The organism is Vibrio sp. 16 (genome assembly GCF_963681195.1).
In the GTDB taxonomy this organism is placed as follows: domain Bacteria; phylum Pseudomonadota; class Gammaproteobacteria; order Enterobacterales; family Vibrionaceae; genus Vibrio; species Vibrio sinaloensis_D.
Genome location: NZ_OY808998.1, coordinates 831,766 through 854,021 on the forward strand (window position 1 = coordinate 831,766; position 22,256 = coordinate 854,021).

At 46.5% G+C, this 22,256-nt stretch carries 24 protein-coding genes; 12 read left to right on the forward strand and 12 right to left on the reverse strand.

Annotated elements, in window-relative coordinates; genetic code table 11:
• Positions 1 to 194: 194 nt before the first annotated feature.
• The 3 genes from U9J37_RS18100 (at position 195) to U9J37_RS18110 (ending at position 1,569) form a co-directional block, all read left to right on the forward strand.
• Positions 195 to 605 carry a GNAT family N-acetyltransferase gene (locus U9J37_RS18100; RefSeq protein WP_005469070.1) on the forward strand — a complete coding sequence of 137 codons (411 nt, stop codon included), beginning with the start codon at positions 195 to 197 and terminating at the stop codon, positions 603 to 605.
• A gap of 135 nt (positions 606 to 740) precedes the next feature.
• On the forward strand, positions 741 to 1,157 hold the full coding sequence (locus tag U9J37_RS18105; RefSeq protein ID WP_043886415.1) for a GFA family protein: 417 nt from the start codon (positions 741 to 743) through the stop codon (positions 1,155 to 1,157).
• Between the two features lie 40 nt (positions 1,158 to 1,197).
• Entirely contained in the window at positions 1,198 to 1,569 is a 372-nt protein-coding gene (locus U9J37_RS18110) for a RidA family protein (RefSeq protein ID WP_043886416.1), read from the forward strand.
• Positions 1,570 to 1,697: 128 nt separating this feature from the next.
• Here U9J37_RS18110 and fdxA read toward each other — a convergent pair whose 3' ends face one another.
• Entirely contained in the window at positions 1,698 to 2,021 is a 324-nt protein-coding gene (fdxA, locus tag U9J37_RS18115) for a ferredoxin FdxA (protein WP_005469114.1), read from the reverse strand.
• A gap of 180 nt (positions 2,022 to 2,201) precedes the next feature.
• Between fdxA and U9J37_RS18120 the strand changes: the two genes are divergently transcribed.
• Positions 2,202 to 3,818, forward strand: a complete 1,617-nt coding sequence (locus tag U9J37_RS18120; RefSeq protein ID WP_038135463.1) for an NAD(P)/FAD-dependent oxidoreductase — start codon at positions 2,202 to 2,204, stop codon at positions 3,816 to 3,818.
• A gap of 102 nt (positions 3,819 to 3,920) precedes the next feature.
• On the opposite strand, the gene U9J37_RS18125 is transcribed toward U9J37_RS18120, so the two are convergent.
• The 4 genes from U9J37_RS18125 to U9J37_RS18140 all read right to left on the reverse strand — a co-directional run bounded on the left by U9J37_RS18125 (position 3,921) and on the right by U9J37_RS18140 (position 8,124).
• The gene (locus tag U9J37_RS18125; RefSeq protein WP_005469217.1) at positions 3,921 to 5,339 is read right to left on the reverse strand and encodes a YfcC family protein; all 1,419 of its coding nucleotides are present in this window, start codon (positions 5,337 to 5,339) and stop codon (positions 3,921 to 3,923) included.
• Between the two features lie 46 nt (positions 5,340 to 5,385).
• Positions 5,386 to 6,450 (reverse strand): alanine/ornithine racemase family PLP-dependent enzyme, encoded by a 1,065-nt coding sequence (locus U9J37_RS18130; RefSeq protein WP_005469294.1) that lies wholly within the window; start codon positions 6,448 to 6,450, stop codon positions 5,386 to 5,388.
• Between the two features lie 180 nt (positions 6,451 to 6,630).
• Positions 6,631 to 7,587, reverse strand: a complete 957-nt coding sequence (locus tag U9J37_RS18135) for a LysR family transcriptional regulator (protein ID WP_005469042.1) — start codon at positions 7,585 to 7,587, stop codon at positions 6,631 to 6,633.
• Positions 7,588 to 7,779: 192 nt separating this feature from the next.
• A complete protein-coding gene (locus tag U9J37_RS18140) occupies positions 7,780 to 8,124 on the reverse strand; it encodes a hypothetical protein (RefSeq protein ID WP_005469251.1) in 345 nt (114 codons plus the stop codon).
• Positions 8,125 to 8,285: 161 nt separating this feature from the next.
• Here U9J37_RS18140 and U9J37_RS18145 point away from each other — a divergent pair, with 161 nt between their 5' ends.
• Entirely contained in the window at positions 8,286 to 8,813 is a 528-nt protein-coding gene (locus tag U9J37_RS18145; RefSeq protein ID WP_005469414.1) for a DUF2975 domain-containing protein, read from the forward strand.
• Positions 8,814 to 8,823: 10 nt separating this feature from the next.
• On the forward strand, positions 8,824 to 9,051 hold the full coding sequence (locus tag U9J37_RS18150; RefSeq protein WP_005469338.1) for a helix-turn-helix domain-containing protein: 228 nt from the start codon (positions 8,824 to 8,826) through the stop codon (positions 9,049 to 9,051).
• A 77-nt stretch (positions 9,052 to 9,128) separates the two neighbouring features.
• On the opposite strand, the gene U9J37_RS18155 is transcribed toward U9J37_RS18150, so the two are convergent.
• From U9J37_RS18155 to U9J37_RS18170, 4 genes are all read right to left on the reverse strand, one after another.
• Positions 9,129 to 10,865 carry an ABC-F family ATP-binding cassette domain-containing protein gene (locus U9J37_RS18155; RefSeq protein WP_005469108.1) on the reverse strand — a complete coding sequence of 579 codons (1,737 nt, stop codon included), beginning with the start codon at positions 10,863 to 10,865 and terminating at the stop codon, positions 9,129 to 9,131.
• A gap of 417 nt (positions 10,866 to 11,282) precedes the next feature.
• Positions 11,283 to 12,278 (reverse strand): linear amide C-N hydrolase, encoded by a 996-nt coding sequence (locus U9J37_RS18160; protein WP_005469177.1) that lies wholly within the window; start codon positions 12,276 to 12,278, stop codon positions 11,283 to 11,285.
• Positions 12,279 to 12,356: 78 nt separating this feature from the next.
• Complete coding sequence (locus U9J37_RS18165) at positions 12,357 to 13,259, reverse strand: LysR family transcriptional regulator (protein ID WP_005469268.1); 903 nt, start codon at positions 13,257 to 13,259, stop codon at positions 12,357 to 12,359.
• A 92-nt stretch (positions 13,260 to 13,351) separates the two neighbouring features.
• The gene (locus tag U9J37_RS18170; protein ID WP_005469218.1) at positions 13,352 to 13,897 is read right to left on the reverse strand and encodes a TetR/AcrR family transcriptional regulator; all 546 of its coding nucleotides are present in this window, start codon (positions 13,895 to 13,897) and stop codon (positions 13,352 to 13,354) included.
• 145 nt (positions 13,898 to 14,042) lie between these two features.
• On the opposite strand from U9J37_RS18170, the gene U9J37_RS18175 reads away from it, so the two are divergent.
• Entirely contained in the window at positions 14,043 to 14,906 is an 864-nt protein-coding gene (locus U9J37_RS18175) for an SDR family oxidoreductase (protein ID WP_005469358.1), read from the forward strand.
• Positions 14,907 to 14,979: 73 nt separating this feature from the next.
• Here U9J37_RS18175 and U9J37_RS18180 read toward each other — a convergent pair whose 3' ends face one another.
• On the reverse strand, positions 14,980 to 17,127 hold the full coding sequence (locus U9J37_RS18180) for a prolyl oligopeptidase family serine peptidase (protein WP_005469230.1): 2,148 nt from the start codon (positions 17,125 to 17,127) through the stop codon (positions 14,980 to 14,982).
• A 226-nt stretch (positions 17,128 to 17,353) separates the two neighbouring features.
• The gene (locus U9J37_RS18185; protein WP_005469237.1) at positions 17,354 to 17,704 is read right to left on the reverse strand and encodes a rhodanese-like domain-containing protein; all 351 of its coding nucleotides are present in this window, start codon (positions 17,702 to 17,704) and stop codon (positions 17,354 to 17,356) included.
• A 283-nt stretch (positions 17,705 to 17,987) separates the two neighbouring features.
• Here U9J37_RS18185 and U9J37_RS18190 point away from each other — a divergent pair, with 283 nt between their 5' ends.
• From U9J37_RS18190 to U9J37_RS18205, 4 genes are all read left to right on the forward strand, one after another.
• Entirely contained in the window at positions 17,988 to 18,278 is a 291-nt protein-coding gene (locus U9J37_RS18190) for a co-chaperone GroES (RefSeq protein WP_005469403.1), read from the forward strand.
• A 30-nt stretch (positions 18,279 to 18,308) separates the two neighbouring features.
• The gene (gene groL, locus U9J37_RS18195) at positions 18,309 to 19,907 is read left to right on the forward strand and encodes a chaperonin GroEL (protein WP_005469253.1); all 1,599 of its coding nucleotides are present in this window, start codon (positions 18,309 to 18,311) and stop codon (positions 19,905 to 19,907) included.
• Between the two features lie 85 nt (positions 19,908 to 19,992).
• Positions 19,993 to 20,202: a hypothetical protein gene (locus tag U9J37_RS18200; RefSeq protein WP_083794628.1), complete on the forward strand. Its 210-nt coding sequence runs from the start codon at positions 19,993 to 19,995 to the stop codon at positions 20,200 to 20,202.
• A gap of 128 nt (positions 20,203 to 20,330) precedes the next feature.
• Positions 20,331 to 20,813, forward strand: a complete 483-nt coding sequence (locus tag U9J37_RS18205) for a PaaI family thioesterase (RefSeq protein WP_005469076.1) — start codon at positions 20,331 to 20,333, stop codon at positions 20,811 to 20,813.
• A gap of 57 nt (positions 20,814 to 20,870) precedes the next feature.
• On the opposite strand, the gene U9J37_RS18210 is transcribed toward U9J37_RS18205, so the two are convergent.
• On the reverse strand, positions 20,871 to 21,650 hold the full coding sequence (locus tag U9J37_RS18210; protein WP_043886419.1) for a phosphotransferase family protein: 780 nt from the start codon (positions 21,648 to 21,650) through the stop codon (positions 20,871 to 20,873).
• 197 nt (positions 21,651 to 21,847) lie between these two features.
• On the opposite strand from U9J37_RS18210, the gene U9J37_RS18215 reads away from it, so the two are divergent.
• Positions 21,848 to 22,243: a hypothetical protein gene (locus U9J37_RS18215; RefSeq protein WP_005469325.1), complete on the forward strand. Its 396-nt coding sequence runs from the start codon at positions 21,848 to 21,850 to the stop codon at positions 22,241 to 22,243.
• Positions 22,244 to 22,256: the final 13 nt, after the last annotated feature.

The window sequence follows — 22,256 nt, forward strand, 5'->3', positions numbered from 1 at the left end:
TTTTTCCATGTGATATGATTTGCACATAAATTGTTAGATAGCGCCGTGCTGCATCACGACCTGGTCAGCAAGAGATTAGACCGGTTCAGTGAAGCTAATAATAGTTACGCGGCCTACTCAAAAATACACTTTTACTGTTTATTTATACAGTTATCATGTGTATGCTTCGAATGCAATAAAGGGAGATGTACATAATGGCAATAAAATACGAAGAGAAAGTTCCTAGCCCATCAGAGTTCTGCGAAATGCGAGTGAAGGCAGGTCTGTCTCCAAAATCGTTAAAGGCTGCCACTATTGCTTTGCCAAATAGCTTGTACGCTATCTCGGTTCGAGATGGTGACACGCTAGTTGCGATGGGGCGAGTAGTTGGAGACGGTGGATGTAACTTTGAAGTTGTGGATGTTGCAGTCGCTCCGGAGTATCAAGGCCAAGGGTTAGGTCGGAAGGTTATGGAGCATATAGATAACTATTTATCGTCGGCAGCGCTTGAAGGCTCTTATGTTTCAATGATCGCAGATGAGCCAGTGTTTTACGAAAAACTAGGGTACAAGCTTGTTTCTCCATCCAGCCAAGGAATGACGAAGAAATTTAAGCCACACGCATAACACACTGCTTAAGAATGATTCGCAACGCGTGGCTCTTTCAGTCTATCGTTGGGTTTCATGTTTATACGGCAAGCGATAGCTTTGCTCGCACCTTAATGCTGCGTTACATGTTTTCATCAATTCAGGAGTAATTTTATGTCTTACGCTGAGACTAGCTGTCTATGTGGTTCTGTAAAAATCACAGCAGAAAACATCAACCCTAACTTTACAGTTTGTCATTGTCAGTCATGTCGGACTTGGGGTGGGGCTCCATTTTTCGCAGTTAAATGTGGGACACAAGTGAAAATCGAGGGCGAAAACAAAGTTAAAATGTACAAGTCATCCTCTTGGGCTTCTCGTGGTTTTTGCGCAGAGTGTGGTACTCATTTGTTTTACAAGTTCAAAGAAACTGGTGAATACAATATGCCTGTAGGCTTATTTCCAAACTTGGAAGGTTTGAAAATGGACATGCAGTACTTTAGCGACATGCGTCCAAGTTACTACTGCTTTTCCAACGAAACTAAGGAAATGACGACAGCAGAAATCATGGCTTACTTTGCGGACAAGGTTTAACCAAACATATAACAAAGCGTTGCGTATAAGGAGAAGTTAAGTGGTAGAAAGGATGACTTACGACGGGTTACCTCAAATCGCAGGGCCGTATGTTCATGCAGCAAAGCACAACAAAACACTTTACGTCTCTGGGCTCACCGCTTATGGAACAGGTGCTCAAGTGTCTGGTTTAATAGAGCAGACTCAAGAGATTCTCGGACAACTCTCAGAAATCCTTAAGGTAGAAAAACGCTCAAAAAGTGATTTAATCAAACTCACTATTTTTGTTCGCGACATGTCTATGTTAGGTAGCATCCGAGAGCTTCTATTTGATTTCTATGACGGTCACTTGCCCGCATGTTCTCTGGTAGAGGTTTCAAAACTTATTCATCCGGATTTGCAGATAGAAATCGAGGCTATCATAGGACTGTAAGCGGAGTGAGGTGCGACGACACGCATCATAGCAAGTATCACTTTGCGTATAACCACTAAAACGAAAAGAGGGCTGACAATCACTGTCAGCCCTCTTTGTGTATCTCGTTATGTGCAGAATGGTGCTCGTTACTTCTCAAGCATGCCTAACTTATCAGGCACGCCATTCCATTTTTCTGCTTCATCCATTGCTGGTTTGACTTCGGTTTGTACTGGCCAAAGCTCCGCTAACTCTGCATTGAGTTCTACGTAGATTTTTTGGTCCTCTGGCACTTCATCTTCTTGGAAGATCGCGTGCGCGTCACACTCGTCAACACAAAGACCGCAATCAATACACTCGATTGGATTGATGACCATAAAGTTTGGCCCTTCATGGAATGCATCTGCCGGACATACAGCGACACAGTCAGTGTATTTACATTGGATACAGTTATCGGTTACGACAAACGCCATGATGGGTCTCTTATCTTTAGTCAAAATTAAGGAATGGGATAATACTCATCCCCTGCCAAAATTCAATATGTTTGATTTAGTATGACAGACAAATCAATTTCTCGTAAAATGCGCGCCATTGTGAGCTGACCGCCTCTCAAGCGGTTTTGGCTAAGACACCTATCTATACGAGACATCTACATGATACGTTTAAACGAAATCAAACTTCCTCTTGATCATGAGGAAGAGGCGCTGACTGCTGCCATCACCAAGAAACTTGGTATCTCTGAAGACCAAGTCATCTCTTACAATGTTTTCCGTCGTGGTTACGATGCTCGTAAGAAAGCCAATATTCTCCTTATCTACACGCTAGATGTGATCGTTGAAAACGAAGCTGCATTGTTAGAGCAGTTCGTGAGCGACCCGCACGTGAAAGAAACGCCAGATATGGAGTACAAGTTCGTCGCGAAAGCGCCTGAAAATCTCACAGAGCGTCCGGTCGTGATTGGCTTTGGTCCGTGTGGTTTGTTTGCTGCGCTGATTCTTGCTCAAGCAGGCTTTAAACCTATTGTGGTTGAGCGCGGTAAAGAGGTGCGTGAGCGTACGAAAGATACCTTCGGCTTCTGGCGTAAGCGCACACTCAACACGGAATCAAACGTTCAGTTTGGTGAAGGTGGTGCAGGTACGTTCTCTGACGGTAAGCTTTACAGCCAAGTCAAAGATCCAAATTTCTACGGCCGCAAAGTGATCACTGAGTTTGTTGAAGCAGGCGCACCAGAAGAAATTCTCTACGTAAGTAAGCCGCACATCGGTACGTTCAAACTGGTTACGATGATCGAGAAAATGCGCGCGAAAATCATCGAACTGGGTGGTGAAATCCGCTTTAGCACTCGCGTCGATGATATCCATATGGATGGCGATCAAATCACTGGTTTAACGCTGTCTAACGGCGAAGAGATCAAGTCTCGTTACGTGGTACTTGCGGTTGGCCACAGTGCGCGTGATACGTTTGAAATGCTCCACGATCGCGGCGTGTACATGGAAGCAAAACCTTTCTCGGTTGGCTTCCGTATCGAACACAAACAGGCGATGATCGATGAAGCGCGTTTCGGACCAAATGCGGGTAACCCAATCTTAGGCGCGGCAGACTACAAATTGGTTCACCACTGTAAGAATGGTCGCACGGTTTACAGCTTCTGTATGTGCCCAGGTGGTACGGTAGTGGCGGCGACGTCTGAAGAAAACCGTGTGGTAACAAACGGCATGAGCCAATACTCTCGCTCAGAGCGTAACGCCAACGCGGCTATCGTGGTGGGTATCGACCCAGAGCGTGACTACCCAGAGCATCCACTCGCAGGTATCGAGTTGCAGCGTAAACTTGAGTCAGGTGCCTATGTGCTAGGCGGCGAAACGTACGATGCGCCAGCGCAGAAAGTGGGTGACTTCCTGAAAGGTCGCGATCCAAGTGAGTTAGGTGATGTGCAACCGTCTTTCACGCCGGGTATCCACCTAACGGACATCTCGAAAGCGCTACCGGATTTTGCAATCGAAGCGATTCGTGAAGCGATTCCTGCGTTCGATAAAAAGATCAAAGGCTTCGCGAGTGCCGATGCTTTGCTAACGGGGGTTGAGACTCGTACGTCTTCTCCTGTGTGCATCAAGCGCGGTAAAGACTTTCAGAGTGTTAACCTGAAAGGCTTCTACCCTGCAGGTGAAGGTGCAGGTTACGCTGGTGGGATTTTGTCTGCGGGTATCGATGGCATTAAGGTGGCAGAAGCGCTATCTAAAGCTATGGTCGAAGACGCGGCAAGCGCATAAAGCGAACAGTGTTGAAGAAAGGCTGCTAAGGAAACTTAGCAGCCTTTTGTTTATTAGAGCGGTGTATCTGAGAATTTCTATTATTGGCAGATGCCCCTTTGATTAGCCTGCCATTGACACGCCAAGCGAGAGCACAACGCTATTGAGGACGACAAAGAAAGCCACCAGAGGCGCTATGAATTTGAGCCAAGTAATGTAAGGAATTCGAGCAATCGCCAAACCGCCCATCAAGACTCCATAGGTCGGGGTGATAAACAGAATCGTACCAATACCGCTCATAAACGCAGTCACGACAAGCTCTCGGCCTGTGTTGGCAAAATCACTCAGTGGCGCCAAGATTGGCATGCTCATGACGGCAAGACCAGACGTTGATGGGACAATAAACGACAGCATCATTTCAATCACGTAAACGGTATTGATAAAGAGCACCGAGCTTTTACCTGCAACTAAACCTTCTGCATAGTGAAGAATGGTATCGGTAATGTTGCCCGCTTCCATGACCACAACGATACCGCGAGCCACGCCAACAATCAGCGCAACGCCAATCAAATCGGCAGCCCCAGCAACGAAAGCGTTGATCAGCTTTTCTTCGCCTAAACGGCCCACAATGCCACACAGAATACCCATAAAGATAAACAGGGTCGCCATTTCTGCCATCCACCAACCGAGCGCGGAGACGCCATAAATCATGATGGCAAAGGTGAGAATGAATAGAACCAATACCCCCTTCTGCGAACCTGTGAGTTCTGGCAATTGCGCGCTTGGATCTTTGTCACCAAGAAAGTGTTTTTCGTTCTCTTTGCGCAGGTTGGCAAGCAAAGAAAGCTCTGGGTTGTTTTGAACTTTCTTGGCATACCGCATCACGTAAGCGATTGAAACGACTAAAGCAATGGCGAGAATGGCAAATCTGAGCTCGATGCCACTAATGAAATCGACGCTCGCTGCGTTAGAGGCAATCACAGTGCCAAACGGGTTAATGGTTGAACCTAATGTCCCGACCCCTGTACCCACGAAGATAACGGCGACGGCGACCATAGGATCAAAGCGAGCAGTCATAAAAATCGGAATCAACAAACCGTAAAACGCGAGGGATTCTTCTGCCATGCCATATGAGGTTCCACCCAATGCAAACAGCACCATCAAGATGGGAATCATATAAATCTCTCTGCCCTTTAAACGCACCATAATCCGTGCGATACCCGTGTCAATCGCGCCTGTTTGCGTGACGATGCCAAGAAAGCCTCCCACCATAAGCACAAATAGGCTCACATCGATTGCGCCAATCAGCCCAGATGCGGGGTCATAGAAACCAGAAATCGGTGCCATTAGCGTGTCAAAGAAACCTTGTGGCGAAGACTCAATCACATGATAAGAACCGGGAACTGGGACTTCTCTGCCTAAGTTCTCATTCATCTCTCGGGTATATTTTCCTGCAGGCAATAAGTAAGTGAGGGTGGCGAAAAAGGCGATCAACAGGAAAAGAATGGTAAAGGTGTTGGGAAATTTCTTTATTTTGAACATAGTGGGTCCTTAACGAGTGTTTGTACTCGCACTGCTCAATGAAGTTCTAGAGAAAACGCTTGGTGATGTATTCGGAAGTCATGCACTGCAATACGCCGCCGTATGAGAGCTCAAACTCAATGAGGCTGCCCACGTGGTAAGGCATATCGCTGTCGTTGATGTCGAGAATAAGGTGATCGCTACTGCCGCCAATCACAATGATGTTCCTATCTTTTGGGGTCATTTGGCTAATATCGATATCTTGCTTGCCGATGGCACAAATCGCGCGTTTGCGAAGACCGCGATCTGTGAAGGTAGGCTTATGACCAAAAGCATCTAGTGCAGTTGATTCGGCAGGTACGGAAGGTTTCACTTTGATTTCGACAATCTCAGCCGTTAAATCAAAGGTGTCTTGGCGAGTGTTGGGCACAGGGTCGTCATTTAATCCGATGCCCATAAGCACAGAAGCGCCAAGTCTTAGCTGGTTGATGCCTTTGGGGAGTTCACCGCGCAGCATTAAAGGTAGCCCTGCAGAGCTTGCTCCTGAGAGATAACTCAACCTAATGTTGTGTTCTGTTTCGATCTGCTGCGCCAGTGCAATCAACTGGGTTTGGTTGTCTATTGAAGGTTCAACACCACCATAGCAGGCGAGGTTAGTGCCAAGGCCAACTAATTGAAGCCCTTCAAGTTTCATAACTTCTCTCGCCAGCTGTAAAGTTTCCTCTTGGTAGAACGAACCTTCACGAAGGTCTCCCATGTCATGCATGATAATGACTTGATGGATCTTGTGCTGTTTGACCGCTTCGATCGCCAGTGCTTGAAGAGTTTCTAGCTCTGAGTTGAGAGAGATATCCGCGTATTGCACTACTTCTCTTGCTTGGCTAATGGCTGGAATTCTCAGCAGCATGGTTTCACCATCAAGGTGACGAAGTTTTTTCAGGTTTTGAATTCTAGAGTCGGCGAGAATGCCAATGCCTCCGGCGAGGATCGCTTCTCCCACTTCCGGATAGGCACAGGCGAGTTTGGTAACGCCTGCGGGTTTAACGCCAAAGCGTTCGCACGCGCTAACCAGATTGTGTGCATTGTGGGTGATCGTATCCAAATGAATATTAATGCATGGGTAATGTTCCATATAAATACCTATGTCGAATAGTGATATTTATATGCATTTGGCGCTTTTTGATGGGTAAGATAAATAACGGGTTATTTATAGATACTTTGCCAGTTTTCGATGTTAGATATTATGCGCATATTTGTTGGCAAAGCCGATGGATGTGCTTTGCCATCAAAGATACACAATGGCTGATGAGGCTTAGCTTTTGGCGATGTTTGTTGAGTTCAAAACAGGGCTTTCGGCACGCGGGTTGTGTTCTAATGAATGAACAGCAGCAATTTTATTCATCAACTCCGTGGCCGCGAGAGAGCGTTCCTGTGAGTCCAACGTTGTCAGGTGAAACGATGCGAGATACTCCAACGATGGCGCGTTGATCTTGACCATTTTTCCCCGGAGTTCCCATATTTCGGCATAGTGATCGGGTAAGTAGCCGACAAAAGTACCAGAGAGAATCAAATGCGCGGTGGCTTCCATGTTGGTGCTACTCGCTAGGTGGGATAGGTTTTTTGTGTCACTGAACGGCGTAATCTTGTGCGGCAAGCCGCGATCGACGATGGGAAATCGAATCAAGTCTTGGGTCGTGATTTCATGCTTTAGGTTCAAGATAGGGTGATCGGGCGTACAATATAGGCACTGTTTCTCGTTGAACAACAGGTGGTAGTTGAGTCCATCTTTTTGCACTTCCGACGAAGTGACACCCAAGTCAATTTCTCCTTCAAGCAGTTTCATTTCTATCTTGTAGGAATCCCAAATATCAGTGTCGAGGGTGACTTTCGGGTGATCGTGACAAAAACTGCCAATCGCATGCTGAATGCGACATTTTGGGTTGGTGGCAAGGTTGTCGGTAAGCGCCAATTTAACGTGCCCATGAGAAATCTTGCGAATGTCATCAAGCTGATTCTCAAAGCAATGAATATTGTCGAACAGTTGCTTGCTAAGTTGGTACACCTTCAAACCATCGGGCGTGAGCCGAAATCCTCGACGTCCTCGTTGGCACAGCGTCATCCCCAAGCGGGTCTCCAAATCATTCATTCTTGTACTGATTGTAGACTGATGCATGTTGAGTTTGAATTGCGCTGCGGAAAAGCCGCCGGAGTCGGCGATGGTAAGAAATAGGTGGAGCAGCTTTAAGTCAAAGTCATTTATTTTGCGCATATCGCCTCAGATCTTGCTAGGAACTCTTTGCTGGGATGGTAAAAGAAAACCGAACGATGATCTGAGAGATGCCGCACTGACTGGACTTTAACATTATGAATAAAAAGATATTTTTATTCAGGCTAGTCTCCGTTTAGACCAACCTGAGCCTTACTTTAGTTTGCGCGGTGTCGTTTTGCGGTGACGCTTGTGTTATTCAAAGCTCCAAGAGAATCCAACCCCGTAGCTCCCGTAAGGATCGCTGTGGTAGTAAGTCTTCACATTGCTATCGCCCAAATCATACTCTGTCACGTAACAATCTGTGCTGCCATGGCCTGCTGACATGCCACTGCCACTGAATGGTCGGCTGGTGGAACCGTAGCAGTCGTGTCCAGCAAATCCTTGTTGGCCGGGTAGGCTAGATGGACTGTCGAGCTTGCTCATCGAGTCGATCAGGTAGTTATTGGCCTCGATGCTTCTTAACAACGCATCATCTGCCATTGCAGAGCAAGAGAACAAAATCATTAAGGTGCTCAAGGCGGAGTGTTTTAGTGACATAGGGACCTCAAATAATCAATGGTTGAGCTAAATTTGATTTATAAGGTAAATGTTAGTGTCGATTAAATCAATAAAAAATTATCGTAAAACGATAAGTTTTTATTGTTTATTTATGATTTGGCCACTAATATACACATGAATTATTTGTTATGAGGCCTAGTATGTCGCACCAATCCATTAGTACTTTTAGTCGTAAGTTGCTTATTTTGTTTTGGTTTTCTTTCTTTTTCGTCGCTGCACTTGATACCACTTTATGGTTTAGCGCCACCATGTTTAATGCGCAATGGTTTACCGCTAGCTTCCCTGTTGAGGTGGAGTTACCCTTGTCGGTCACTCGCTCATTGGTCGGGTATATCCCGAGTATGTTCTCTGCATTTTTGACAATGGCGATGCTGTGGCAGTTGATCGTGTTGTTCAGGCTCTACGAGCAAGGCCAGATTTTTGAGCAGAAAAATGCCTGCTGTTACAAGAAACTGAGTTACTTATTGATCGCAACTCCTTTTATTGGTGCGTTGAGTGACCTACTGCTTAGCCTCGCTTTATCGTACAATGGCGAGTCTTGGTACTTTTCGGTACAAGTCGATGACGTGGACATCACAATGATGGTAATCGGTCTTATTGTCCGTGTTATCGCGGTGGTAATGGAAAGAGCAGCAGAACTTCAAGAAGAAAGTGAGCTGACGATTTAACGGAACAAATATGGCGATTGTAATCAATCTTGACGTAATGTTAGCCAAACGGAAAATGCGCTCAAATGAGTTAGCAAAACGGGTGGGCATTACCGAGCAAAACTTGTCGATACTGAAAAACGGGCGTGCGAAAGCGGTAAAGCTGGCGACGCTGGAAGCTATCTGCAAGCATCTCGATTGCCAACCCGGGGATATTTTGGAGTATGTGCCAAGCACTGAAGAGATAGAATCTCTCTAATTGGTGATGATTCCATTGACAACACAAGGCCAGAGTCTGACTCTGGCCTTGTGTTTTTTGGGCTATACCATTTGGTGTTAAAGCTGCTCCATAATCTGCGAGATCTCGTGTTGCCACTGTTTTTGCATCGCTGGTTTTTGATGCTTGGGCTTTCGCCCTAGATCCGCTTCCAGCAAGGTTTCCAGCTCCAACAGCCTTTCCAGCATTTGCTCTTCTGATTGCTCATCGGCGCTTGCTTCGGCTTCAACTGCCACAGCATCGTTTGCATGATGCAACATGGCAGATTTTGGAGAAGTCTCGGTTATGCGTTGGTACACCTCTTCCGCAGACAGGTACTCGGTCAGCAAACCATTTTCAATAAACCAGAATCGATTGCAGCTTTGCTCTATCAGGCTTCGGTCGTGACTCACCAACAGGGCAGCACCTTCGAAGTTTTGCAGAGTTTCAATCAACTCCTCTTTGCCTTCCATATCCAAATGGTTGGTCGGTTCATCTAAAAACAACATGTGATAACGAGCGAGGGTTAAGCCAACAAACAGCAGCCTTGCGCGTTCCCCACCACTTAGACTTGCGACGTTCTGATCGTGTCTTGCGTACTCGAACCCTGCACCAATTAGCGAACGTTTTGCCTGTTCACTGCTGATGCCGGCAAACGACTGCAACGCATCCGTGATGGAGTGAGCATCGTCGAGTTGCTTTAGGGATTGATCGTAATAACCTAATCGACAACGATCGTGGAAAGTTACACTCTCATGCTGGTTGCTTAGGTCTGTTTGGATGACATCGTACTGACGATAAAGCAGATTCAACAAAGTCGATTTACCGCAACCATTACTGCCGAGAACGGCAATTCGGTCGCCACTTTTTACGCGCATTTCTGCCATATCAAACAAGTGATAATCACTGTTGGGTGGCGTGACCGTGAAAGGCAAAACCTCTAACAGTCGATTTGCTGGCAGTGACTCACCTTGAAGTTGCAGCGCCCAAGGTGTGCCTTCTGTCAGTTCGGTTTGTTCTTCCTCTAAACGTTCTTTGCGCGCAAACATCGTCTTGGCTTTTCGAGCAAGATCTTCGTTGTCATAGACTTTGCCCCAAGTGGCTAGACGCTTGGCGCTTTTCTCGATTCGGTCGATCTCTTTCTGCTCGCTGGCATGGCGAAGTTGATCGGTTTCATCTTTCTCTTTCAATGCTTGTCTCGCTTGAGAACAAGGCAAAGAGAAATGATGCAGAGACCGATCTCGCATGACCCAAGTGGTGTTGGTGACGCGATCGAGTAAGGTTTGATCGTGAGATACCAAAACGAATGAGCCTTTCCAGTTTGATAGGAATTGCTCTAACCAAAGGAGCGATGGCAAGTCCAAGTGGTTGCTTGGTTCATCCAGAAGCAGTAAGTCAGGTTGATGGATAATCGCACGAGCAAGCAGCAGTCGCATTTGCTGACCACCGCTGCAATTCTCAACTGGCATTTGTCGTTCTGTGGTCGAAAAGCCTAGTTCATCTAATAAGAGTTCGGCGCGCCAAATTTCATCATCGGATAAAGAGTCTGCTAACGCCTGTAAGACAGAATGTCTGTTTAAAGATTCAGGTAAATGCTGCTCAACATAACGCATCAAACATGAGCTGGCCTTGGCAACCGTTCCTTGGCTTGGTTCAAATTGACCGCTAAGCAGTTTGAGTAGGGAGCTTTTACCACAGCCGTTATGACCGATAAGACCAATTTTGTCGCCACGATGAATGGTAAACGTCAGATCTTTGAAGATGGGTGTTGCTGTGTGAGAAAGGGTTAGTGATTGTGCAGTTAAAAAAGTACTCATAATGTTCTCAAGAATTTTGGGCGTAAGACGCCATTGTCATAGCTGACAATAATTCTTCGAGCTTGAGGGATAGTACTCGGGACGTGTTTTCGTCGAAAGGTAATTATTCGCTCAAGTCGAGATTATCGCAGCGCGAAATCTGAAACTCTTGAGCGGTCTTTCATGCCATAAAAACGTGGGTTGATTGAACACCACAAAGACATAAATTCCTCCTTAATTTCGTTGTAAGTGTTGCCACTTTTGGTGATTCGATGGGGCAGAGTCTAGCGGCAGATTCACCAATATGCAGCTTAAAGAGTAAATTTTGCCCGCCGGTTCATATTAATCAGAGAATAAGTGCTCATTATGTATAAAAAAGCACCGACGTTACGGTGCTTTTGTTTGATTGCGAAACGGCACTCAGTATATTGTTAGCGACTAGAACTTCGCCATAAACGATTTCGTCAGGGGTAGGCGGAAATCTTTGCCCATCATTTCATAAACGTTGAATTTCACCGTGTTCCAGTTTTCTTCAAAGTTGTATTCGAACACGCTGTCACCCGTATCCAAGCTTTGTGTCATGGTCCACTCTGTTGCGTAACTAGACATACCATTGCCGTTGCTAAAGTCTTTGTATGGCGCATCCGCAGGCACACGGTAAGGAACTGTCGACAGCTTCATCATACCGTTGGTGATGCTGGTCGGTTCAGTGAGTTTGCTCATAAAGTAGCTCGCGTGAACAAAGCGACTGTGTGAGCTACCGTTGCCAATGGAGCCATAGTCAGTATCACGACTCGCGTTTTCCCACGTTGGTTGAACCTGCTTACGCATTTCGATGTGCTCTTTCATCGAAGGGTCGTTAGTCATTACCATCGCTTCTTCGCCGCGGTAGGTGTGCAAACCGTCTTCATCCACCTCAATCACTAGGCGATCACCGCTCTTATCCGTGACAGACCAGTGAAGTTTGATTTCAACGGGCATGCCTTCCATAGGGATAGTCGCGTATTCCAATGTTGGCAGCGCTTTAACCACATCATCAACCGTTGCGTAGTTAGCCAGTAGGTATTCAGCGATGGTAAATTGCGTGACTTCTGAACCTGTTTCCGCCTTTTTCATGGTCATATCCGGATAGAACAGAGCGTTGACTTGCATGCCCTCGCTGTTTACACCATCGGCAACCAGTTCACCATAAGCCAGTACCGCAACCATGTCGTATTTCACCGTGTAGGTATTGCCCAGACCATTACCTTGAAGCGAACGAACGTCGCCTTTGTTAATCGTACCTAGTACAGGTGAGGTTGATTCCATCCAATCCATCGTTCTAGAAGTGAAAGTGCCCAAGTCGGTATTCCATGCGACTGAGGTACAAGCGTGCGCTACACCAGTAGTAAGAGTGCCAGCAAGAAGGGCTAGGGTGATTGCTTTCAATTTCATAGTAACTCCGATTCATGTTTAGGAACGATTTGGAGTGTACGGTGGAAAACAAAAATACCTAAATCACGTTATGAGTATTCAATCCTCACTTCGAATGGTGTGAGTGTGACTGTGTTCTTTAAACAGTCGAATCATTTCTCGTGTGACAGGGCCTGCTAAGCGGTTGTGTTGCCAAAGGTTGATGGGAAACTGAAGCACGGCATGGAGTTCGTCTATCTCAATGGTCTGTAATTGCTGGGTGGCTAAAAGATCCTCCACGCAATGGGTAGGGACAATTGCCCATCCATCACCTGCGACTAACAGGTTTTTGAGCACATTCACACTTTCAATTTGTTGAGCGAGATTCGATATCGTCAATGTTTGTGCGATGCCAGTATGGTGAAAATCTGCCATCAATAGTTGTCTTGCTCGCTTTAGAGAGGTGAGGTCAACAACCTGATGTTGCTTAATAAATTCGCTGGTGGCACAAACAACAAAAGGAAGATTGAGCAGATAGGTGTAGCTGAATGCTGTCGTGGCATTACCCGTTGGAACGAGCATGACAGCAAGGTCTGCGGCGTCTTGTTCGAACAGCGCTTTCGTTTCGTGATTGTTTTTGTGAAGCCAGTTCACTTTGACTAGCGGGAATTTTTTGCGAACCCCAATCATCACATCTTGAATCAGTTTTCCCGGTACCAATTCACTATGGCAGATAGTAATTTGGCTCTCATTCCCTTGTTCGGTGCTCTGACAAAGACGCTCAAAAGACTTGGTCGTTTCCGCGAGGTTTTTAGCATGTTGATACAGTGCTAAGCCTTCTTCCGTCAATTGAGGATAGCGTGTCGAACGGTCAAACAAGGTCATGTTGATTTCAATTTCGAGGTTGGTGATCACCTGACCAAGCGTCGTGCGATGCTTATTTAATTGTTTTGCTGCTGCGCTAAAGGAGCCACACTCGGCAACAGCGACAAAGGCGGTGACTTGCTCATAACTGATGTGCATGATGGTTTGGTCCTACAAAAGTGTCTTATTCAAACCTAATGTAAGACGCAAACAGAGTCCAGATAGAGAAGAACAAGTTGTGATGAGTTTACTTATCTCAACACTCGCTCAACTTGCTCAATAACATACGAATCTTCTAGCGCTTTACCCAACATCAATTGATGGTTCAGTAGTCCTAGCATAAGGGTATAAAGCGATTCTTTGTGTTGCGCTGAAACGTAATTTTCTAGCATCGTCATGTACTTTTGATTCGCAAGTAACATGCATGGATCGGTAGCTAAGTTTTCTTGCCCAATCACATCAATGTAATCAGAGACAAGCTTCATTTCTTGGAGGAAACGCGGAGCCATTTGCTGGAAGATCAATACGAAGTTTTCGACTTGTTGCTCTGTATTCGCTTCACTTGAGTTTGGTCTATCTGCTAGCACTTCTGCATCAAAGTTAACGATGGCCTCTGTTGCGGCTTTGAACAGTTCATCCTTACTTTTGTAATAGTGATAAACCGCACTTTTGCTCATTCCTAACTGTTCGCACAGCTGTCTCATACCAATATTTTTGTAACCGAACTCAAGGAACACTTCGGTTGCTTTTAAGGCAATTTCCCTACGTCTGCTTTCATGATCGACGATCTTAGGCATGGTTTTCTTCTCAGCTTTTGTTACCGCAATGCCTCGCAGTATAACACAAGATCCTTTATTTAGACCGAGTGGACAAAAAAGATCTTTACCTAGCTCTCAAAGCGTACTAATTTAAAAAGACCACTTGGTCGAAATAGAGTTTAGTATGAAAACGCACCTTCGAATTTTAATTGTGGGCTCAACGGGGTACTTAGGCTCGAATATTGTTGAGCTACTCCTCTCTGAGCACATTGATTTTAAAGCCATTGCGAGAAACAAAACCAAGTTACTCGCAATAGGTGTGGAAGAGTCACAAGTGATAGAGGCGCAAGTGACTCACCCCGATGAGCTTAAAGGTGTTTGCGACGGTGTCGATGTTGTCATCTCATGCTTGGGCATTACTCGCCAACAAGACGGATTAGGCTATTTAGATGTCGACTACCAAGCAAATTTGAACTTGCTTGAAGAAGCAGAGCGAGCAGGTGTCGGCAAATTCATCTACATCTCTGCGTTTAATGCTCAGAGATACCCTCAAGTTCGTTTGCTAGAGGCGAAAGAACGCTTTGCGAATCGGCTTTTACAGTCAACAAAATTAACCCCTTGTGTGATTCGCCCGAACGGCTTTTTCTCTGATATTACCGAGGTGTACAACATGGCGAAATCAGGTCGAGTCTTTACTTTTGGCGATGGTGATAACTTGCTTAATCCCATTCACGGAAAAGACTTGGCGAGATTTTGTGTTGAAGCGATTGAACGCAATGACACAGAATTAGATGTCGGTGGCCCAGATGTTTTGTCTGTCAATGATATTGCTCGGCTCGCGTTCAAATCTCAAAGTAAAGCGGAGAAAATTACGCACCTACCGGACTTTCTGCGCAGAGTCGGGTTGTCGTTAGTGCGCCACTTGCCGGAGAAATTTGGCGGTCCTGCGGAGTTTTTCTTGACGATGTTGGGGCGCGATAGCATCGCTCCTACATATGGCGTTCACACGCTTGATGATTACTTTAGTGCGCTTTCAAGCTGTGAGTAAGTTTGGGTGGGGAATCGTTAGCTTAAACTACAAAGGCACTGCAGAACGCAGTGCCTTTAGGTTCGCTAGCTAGTTAAATCGATTTCACCCCCATATTAAACAGGGTAAAGCTGTACATATCGGCATAAAGGTCGATCACCTTGCTGGTCGGGGTGCCCGCGCCATGGCCTGCGTCGGTTTCGATTCGAATCAACCTAGGTTGCTGACCAAACTGCTTAGATTGCAATTCTGCGGCAAACTTATAAGAGTGAGCAGGTACAACGCGGTCATCGTGATCACCGGTGGTAATCATTGTTGCAGGGTATTCAACCCCCGCTTTCACGTTGTGCACAGGCGAGTAGTTTTTCAAATATTCGAACATCTCTTTGTTTTGATCGGCGGTGCCGTAGTCATATGCCCAGCCAGCACCTGCGGTAAACGTATGGTAGCGAAGCATATCCAGTACCCCGACCGCTGGTAGAGCCACTTTGAACAGCTCTGGACGCTGCGTCATTGCGGCACCAACAAGCAGTCCGCCATTGGAACCACCGTGAATGGCGAGTTTGTCTGACGAGGTGTAGCCTTCATCAATCAGGTACTCTGCTGCGGCAATGAAATCATCAAATACGTTTTGCTTTTGTAGCTGTGTGCCTGCATTGTGCCACGCTTTGCCATACTCGCCGCCGCCACGAAGGTTGGCTACCGCGTAGATACCGCCAAGCTCTAACCACGCTGCTCGGCTTGGGCTAAAACCAGGGGTTAAGCTGACGTTAAAGCCGCCGTAGCCATACAGAATGGTTGGTGCTGTGCCATTGAGTTTGATGCCTTTTTTGTAGGTCAAAATCATCGGTACTTTGGTGCCATCTTTCGAGGTGTAGAAGACTTGCTTAGACTCAAACAGATCGGAGTCGAATGGCGCCGCTGACTCATGATAAACGCTGCTCTCGCCCGTTTTGATGTTCAGCTTGTAGGTTGTGCCCGGCATCTTGTAGTTGGTAAAGGTGTAGTAAAGCTCGCTTTCGTGCTCTTTAGCGCCAAAGCCGTGAGCGCTACCGATGTCAGGCAGAGCAATATCGCGAATAAACTTGCCATCCATGTCGTATTGTTTGACTTGTGAAGTCGCATCGACCATGTATTGCGCAAACAGATTGCCGCCTGCGGTGGAGACGTTGAGCACGTGCTTGGTTTCGGCGATCACGTCTTGCCACTGCTCAGGTTGCGGCTTGGCAAGATTGAACTTCGCAACACGCATATTTGGTGCGTTGAAGTTGGTCTCGACGTATAGGGTGTCACCTTGCGAGTCGATGATCCAAGTGTCCGAATCGGTATGGTCCAACACAGTAACGAGCTCGCTGTCTGGCTTGGTTAAGTCTTTCACGTAGAGTTTGTTGCCCGACGTCGATTCCATTGCACCAATTACCAAGTAGCGACCATCTTCTGTGGTGTATCCTGCCACGTAGCGATGTTTCTCTTGCTCTGTACCACCGAATACAAGCGTATCTTCACTTTGCTTGGTACCCAGTTTGTGGAAGTAGAGCTTGTGTTGATCGGTTTTTGCCGATAGCTCACTGCCTTCTGGTTTGTCGTAACTTGAGTAGTAAAAACCTTCGTTGTTGAGCCAGCTAATGCCGCTGAACTTGACATCAACCAAGGTCTCGCCAATCTGTTGTTTGGTTTCTGTGTCGAGCACAATCACTTTGCGCCAGTCACTGCCGCCCTCAGAAATGCTGTACGCGAACAGAGAGCCGTCTTTAGAAAAACTTGTTCCACCCAGCGAGGTTGTGCCTTCTTCGCTAAACGTATTTGGGTCAAGGAAGACTTCAGGCTCACCGTCGCCAAGCTGGCGATACAGAACATCTTGATTCTGAAGACCATCATTTTTGTAGAAGTAGGTGTATTTCCCTTCTTTGAAAGGGCTGCCCACTTTTTCGTAGTCCATCAACTGGGTAAGGCGTTTCTCGATTTGATCGCGAAACGGAATTTGGCCGAGATAGTCGTTGGTGACTTTGTTCTGAGCTTCAACCCAGCCTGCGGTCTCTGCGCTGCGGTCGTCTTCCAACCAACGGTAAGGATCTTTGACGGGAGTGCCAAAGTATTCGTCCACCACGTCCACTGTTTTGGTGTTCGGATATTGTATTGTCATCTGCTGTACCTGTTGTTGTTCGGTTTGATTTGCAAGTGCGGTTGGTATGCTTCCGCCAAGTAAGACGGAGGTCGCCAGAGCTAAGGCCTTTAAATGCATAGCCTTTCCTTTTGCTGATGGATTTTATAAATAGGAATGAGACTCTACTACATTTCACTGCTTAGAGGCGAATTGTATGGTGAAGTTCTCTGGACTCTGTGAAAAAAGCCGAAAAAACAACGAGAACATTGACCGATTAGGTATCGAAATGTATCGACTTCCTGTTTTGCAAAGAATTGAGTAAGCAACGCAATGAGTAGGTGCTTACTCGCTTACATCATACGTCTTATTTGGCTTGCTGCATTTCCACCAAACCACCCGCGTTGTGCAGGTTGGTAAAGCCTTGTGATTGAAGATAACGGAAGGCTTGACCAGAGCGATTGCCACTGCGGCAATACAGTACGATCTGGGTATCTTTGTCGATGTTGGCAAAGTGTTTGTCCAGCTCTGACAGCGGGTAGTTCTTGGCGTTATCTAAGTGGCCAGCGGCAAATTCCTGAGGTGTGCGGACATCAACAATCACTGCGCCTTGTTCAATCCACTCCCAACCGATATCAGCCCGCTCTGATGCCACCACCGATGGCGCAACAAAACTCAAGCTCAAACAAGTCAATGCAATAGCAATTTGGTTTTTCATTCTTCTTAGTACCCTTTTGGCAACGGTCTGACACTGATTATACGTGCTGTTAGGTTGGGGCGATGAGGGGAGGATCTAACTCTGCTGCTTCAATATCCGTTGTTACTGAAATTTCGATTATTAACTTTAATTGCAACGATAAATATTTTTTATCAAAATTGACCCTTGAACTTGTTTTTCGTGACCCTATTTATTTTACCGAAAGCGAGTTGACCCATTCGCAAATCAATCAATTGTCTAACCCTGTCTTTTATTTTTGGTACTAAGTAGGAGGCACTTCAATATGAAAATTCGTCCTTTAAATGACAAGCTGCTTGTTGAACGACAAGAAGTGGAAAACAAATCTGAAGGGGGGATTGTTCTCACTTCCCAATCTGTCAAAAAGTCCAACCGAGGCAAAGTTATTGCCGCGGGCCTAGGTAAACGTCTTGAAAATGGTGAGCGCGCTGCGATGGAAGTCAAGGTTGGCGACGACATTATCTTTAATGACGGATACGGTGTGAAAACCGAAAAGATAGATGGGACCGAATATTTAATTCTGTCGGAATCTGATGTGTTAGCTATCGTCGAGTAATGGTTTTTGGTCGTTTTAAGGAGATAAATCATGGCTGCTAAAGAAGTCTTATTTGCGAATGACGCACGTCAAAAGATGCTTACAGGGGTTAACCTGCTTGCCGATGCCGTAAAGGTGACGCTTGGGCCGAAAGGTCGCAATGTGGTGCTGGATAAATCGTTCGGCTCGCCGACCATCACCAAAGATGGTGTTTCGGTTGCTAAAGAGATCGAGCTAAAAGATAAGTTTGAAAACATGGGTGCGCAGATGGTCAAGCAGGTGGCATCCAAAGCGAACGATGAAGCAGGCGATGGCACCACAACGGCCACGGTATTGGCGCAAGCATTTATTAACGAAGGGCTTAAAGCGGTCGCATCGGGCATGAATCCGATGGATCTAAAACGTGGTATCGATAAAGCAACCGAAGCGGCAGTATGCAAGTTGCGGGATATGTCGAAGCCATGCAGTGATAAAGAATCGATCACGCAAGTGGGCAGCATTTCCGCCAACAGCGATCGAGCGATTGGTGAAATCATTGCGGAGGCAATGGAAAAGGTGGGGCGTAATGGCGTTATCACCGTTGAAGAAGGTCAAGGCCTAGATAATGAACTGTCCGTGGTCGAAGGTATGCAGTTTGACCGCGGGTATCTATCGCCATACTTTATTACCAACCAAGATAACGGCACTGTCGAGCTCGACAATCCTTACATCCTGTTGGTGGATAAAAAAGTCAGCAATATTCGTGAACTGCTCCCTGTATTGGAAGCAGTGGCTCAGGCATCTTGCTCGCTATTAATCATCGCGGAAGATATTGAAGGCGAAGCGCTTGCGACATTGGTCGTGAACAACATGCGTGGCATCGTTCGTGCGAGTGCGGTGAAAGCGCCTGGCTTTGGTGATAACCGTAAAGCGATGATGGAAGATATTGCTGTCCTTACTGCGGGCACGGTGATTTCTGAAGACCTCGGCCTAGAGCTTGAGAAAACAACGCTTGAACAATTGGGTTCGGCGAAGAAAGTGACCATCACAAAAGACGCGACCACCATTGTGGGCGGCGCTGCAGAGGCGAGCACCATTGCTGACAGAGTCGCATCGATTGAGAAGCAAATCGAAGCAACCACCTCTCAATACGACAAAGACAAGTTGCAACAGCGCATTGCGAAACTGTCTGGTGGCGTTGCGGTGATCAAGATTGGTGCTGCGACCGAAGTTGAGATGAAAGAGAAGAAAGATCGTGTTGATGATGCGCTTCATGCGACCAGAGCGGCGGTTGAAGAGGGCATTGTCGCTGGTGGCGGTGTGGCTCTGACCAAAATCGCGAAAGAGCTTTCTGATCTGCGCGGTGACAACGACGATCAAAATATGGGGATTCGTGTGGCGATTCGTGCCATGGAAGAGCCATTGCGTCAGATTGCCATTAACGCAGGTGATGAAGCGTCTGTGGTTGCCAATGCGGTTAAAGCGGGTGATGCCGAATACGGCTACAACGCTGCGACTGGTGAATATGGCAATATGATTGACATGGGCATCCTTGACCCAGCCAAAGTGACGCGTTCAGCATTGCAATTCGCCGCATCGGTTGCAGGTCTAATGATCACTACTGAGGCAATGGTGTCGGATTTGGTGGAAGACAAAGAGCAAGATAAGTAATGGTCTTACTTAAATAATATAAGTCTTTGAGCCTACAGTTAGCGGGCTTGTAAACCCGCTAACTTACCGTGTTGAGGTGAGTGTTATGGTCCGTTTACCCGCGTTTTCGTTCTCAATATCAGGTCGTGGTGAAGCGTCATCTGATTGGCCGGCTTCACTGAATTTCCCTCTCGTTCCATCCGGGCAGGAGTTCTCGATTATGGGTGCCTTGCCACGTAAGCCGACCGTGATGATTTTCACGATTGATCTGTCACAGGTATGGCGACAAAGCGCGCCGTCTCGGGTCATTCACTAGTTTGAGCAGCCAACCGATGTTGGCTGCTTTTCTTAGTTCTCATAATCAGTGGCGCTCTAGCTTCATCAACATCTCATCTATGTACTATAACTATAAGATTCCTAGATGGTTTTCGGTAAGAGGTTTCGATGAGTTTGGCGATTCAAGATCAGATCCCCAACAACCACTGCTACGGCTGCGGTACTTTGAACGAGCAGGGCTTGCAAATCAAAAGTTATTGGCAATCTGACACCGAAGCAAACTGCAGTTTTACTCCCTCTCATCATCATTGTGCTGGCCCCACCCACTTTCTAAACGGTGGGATCATTTCCACCATTATTGACTGTCATTGTGTTTGTATGGCGATCGCGAAAGGTTACGAGTTGCAGGGGCAAATGGTAGGCGTTGGTGACCCGGTTTGGTATGCGACAGGCAGCCTTGAGGTTTCTTTCTTAAAACCCGTTTCTATTCATCATCCCGTTCAGCTCATGGCTCGCGTTTTAGAAGCCTCAGATAAGAAGATCACCATAGAATGCGAACTCTACTCGCAATCGCAAGTCTGTTGCCGAGCTAATGTGGTGGCGGTGAGAGTTCCTAATTCGTGGTTTGAGTCTTCTTTAGATACTAAGTAGTTAGATTTGAACCATTTGCGGAATAGGTTTAAATTTCGCCGAACATATGGGTTGAAATCACAACACATGTCTTACCCTATCAAGCCAATCGGGTATGTGGTTGCGATACCAAGTGATGTATTTTTCTTTATCGGAGTTGTCGCGGCTGACTAGAATATTGACAACTTCAATGATGATCCAACACTTCGCAATGACAAGGTGTCTTTCAAGCTCTTGTTTCGTCAACAACGTGCTGTATTGAGTATATTGCCGAATGATCTCTCTATAATCTTCTAAGGTTCCAAGGCCTGCAACTAAGGGGGCGAGATCGATAGCAGGGCTTCCCTTCCCGAATCGTTCCCAATCGAACAACACAAGGTCACCGTTGGCTCTTGTCCCCCAGTTCCCGTCATTGGTATCACCAGATATTAAGTTTGGCTGCTGAAATAAGCATGACGACAGCTGTTGTATCTCGATAACTTTCGACGCGTGGTACTCCGGAAGGCGCAATACATTGAGAGCGTCTTCCGTTGCTTTTGTTGTCCATTGGTGCGTTTTAACAGGGAACGGGGGCGAATAGTTTGAGTGATGAAGGCTCGCCAGTTGAGAGAACAGCTCCTTAGGCTTTGAGCGTAGAGCAGTTAAGGATATTGGGTTGGGCACCCGCTCAATATAGAGATCTTTCTCATCAAGTTTAACTAGAGTTGGAATGTTTACGCCAGTCAGATGTGGAGCGGCGGTTTGATAAAGATTGATTTCCACTTCAGAAGCGCCACGTTTTCGGATGCACTCGACGCCGTCAATCATCTCAATAGAGACTCTGGCTGCACCCATTCGAGATAAATCTTGATTGCTCATAGGTATCCTTACTGTTGCGTTGGATATCGCACTTTGTCGTATTGAGTGATAAGCGAATATAACAGGTTTTTTTAACGTAAGCGGGTGCTTATTTTTCAATAGGTACGATTGCGATTGAAGGGGGGGCTTGCACATGAATGTTGTTATGGCCGGCATTCGCGGTACAATTGCGAACTCCACACGACGGGCAATAAACCATGCTATTTAACAACAATATCGACGATATGCTGCGCTATTTGGATCGTTTCTGTAAGGAAACACAGATGATTGAAGTAGACAGTGTCTCGGATGAACAGCTCAATTTAGCGCTTGATTTTCTAACGCTCGCCCACAAGCTCCGGTGCGATATTTACGCGACCAGTAACCGTAGTTGCTCACACTTTATTGGTGTTGGCGTGTTTGCTCTCTCACAAGAACGCGCACCACAAGGCAATTTGTTCCTAAAAGTAGAGAGTAATAACCTCTACCTTGCTTTTGAACTTGAAGACTGCAACGACGAGACGCTCTTAACGCCGTTGCGAGTGATTGATGCCTTGATGTATCTGGCCGAAAGTCAGGGAGAGGCTCTCCTTCCTGAAGACTACGTCAAGTAGAGACCTTTCCATG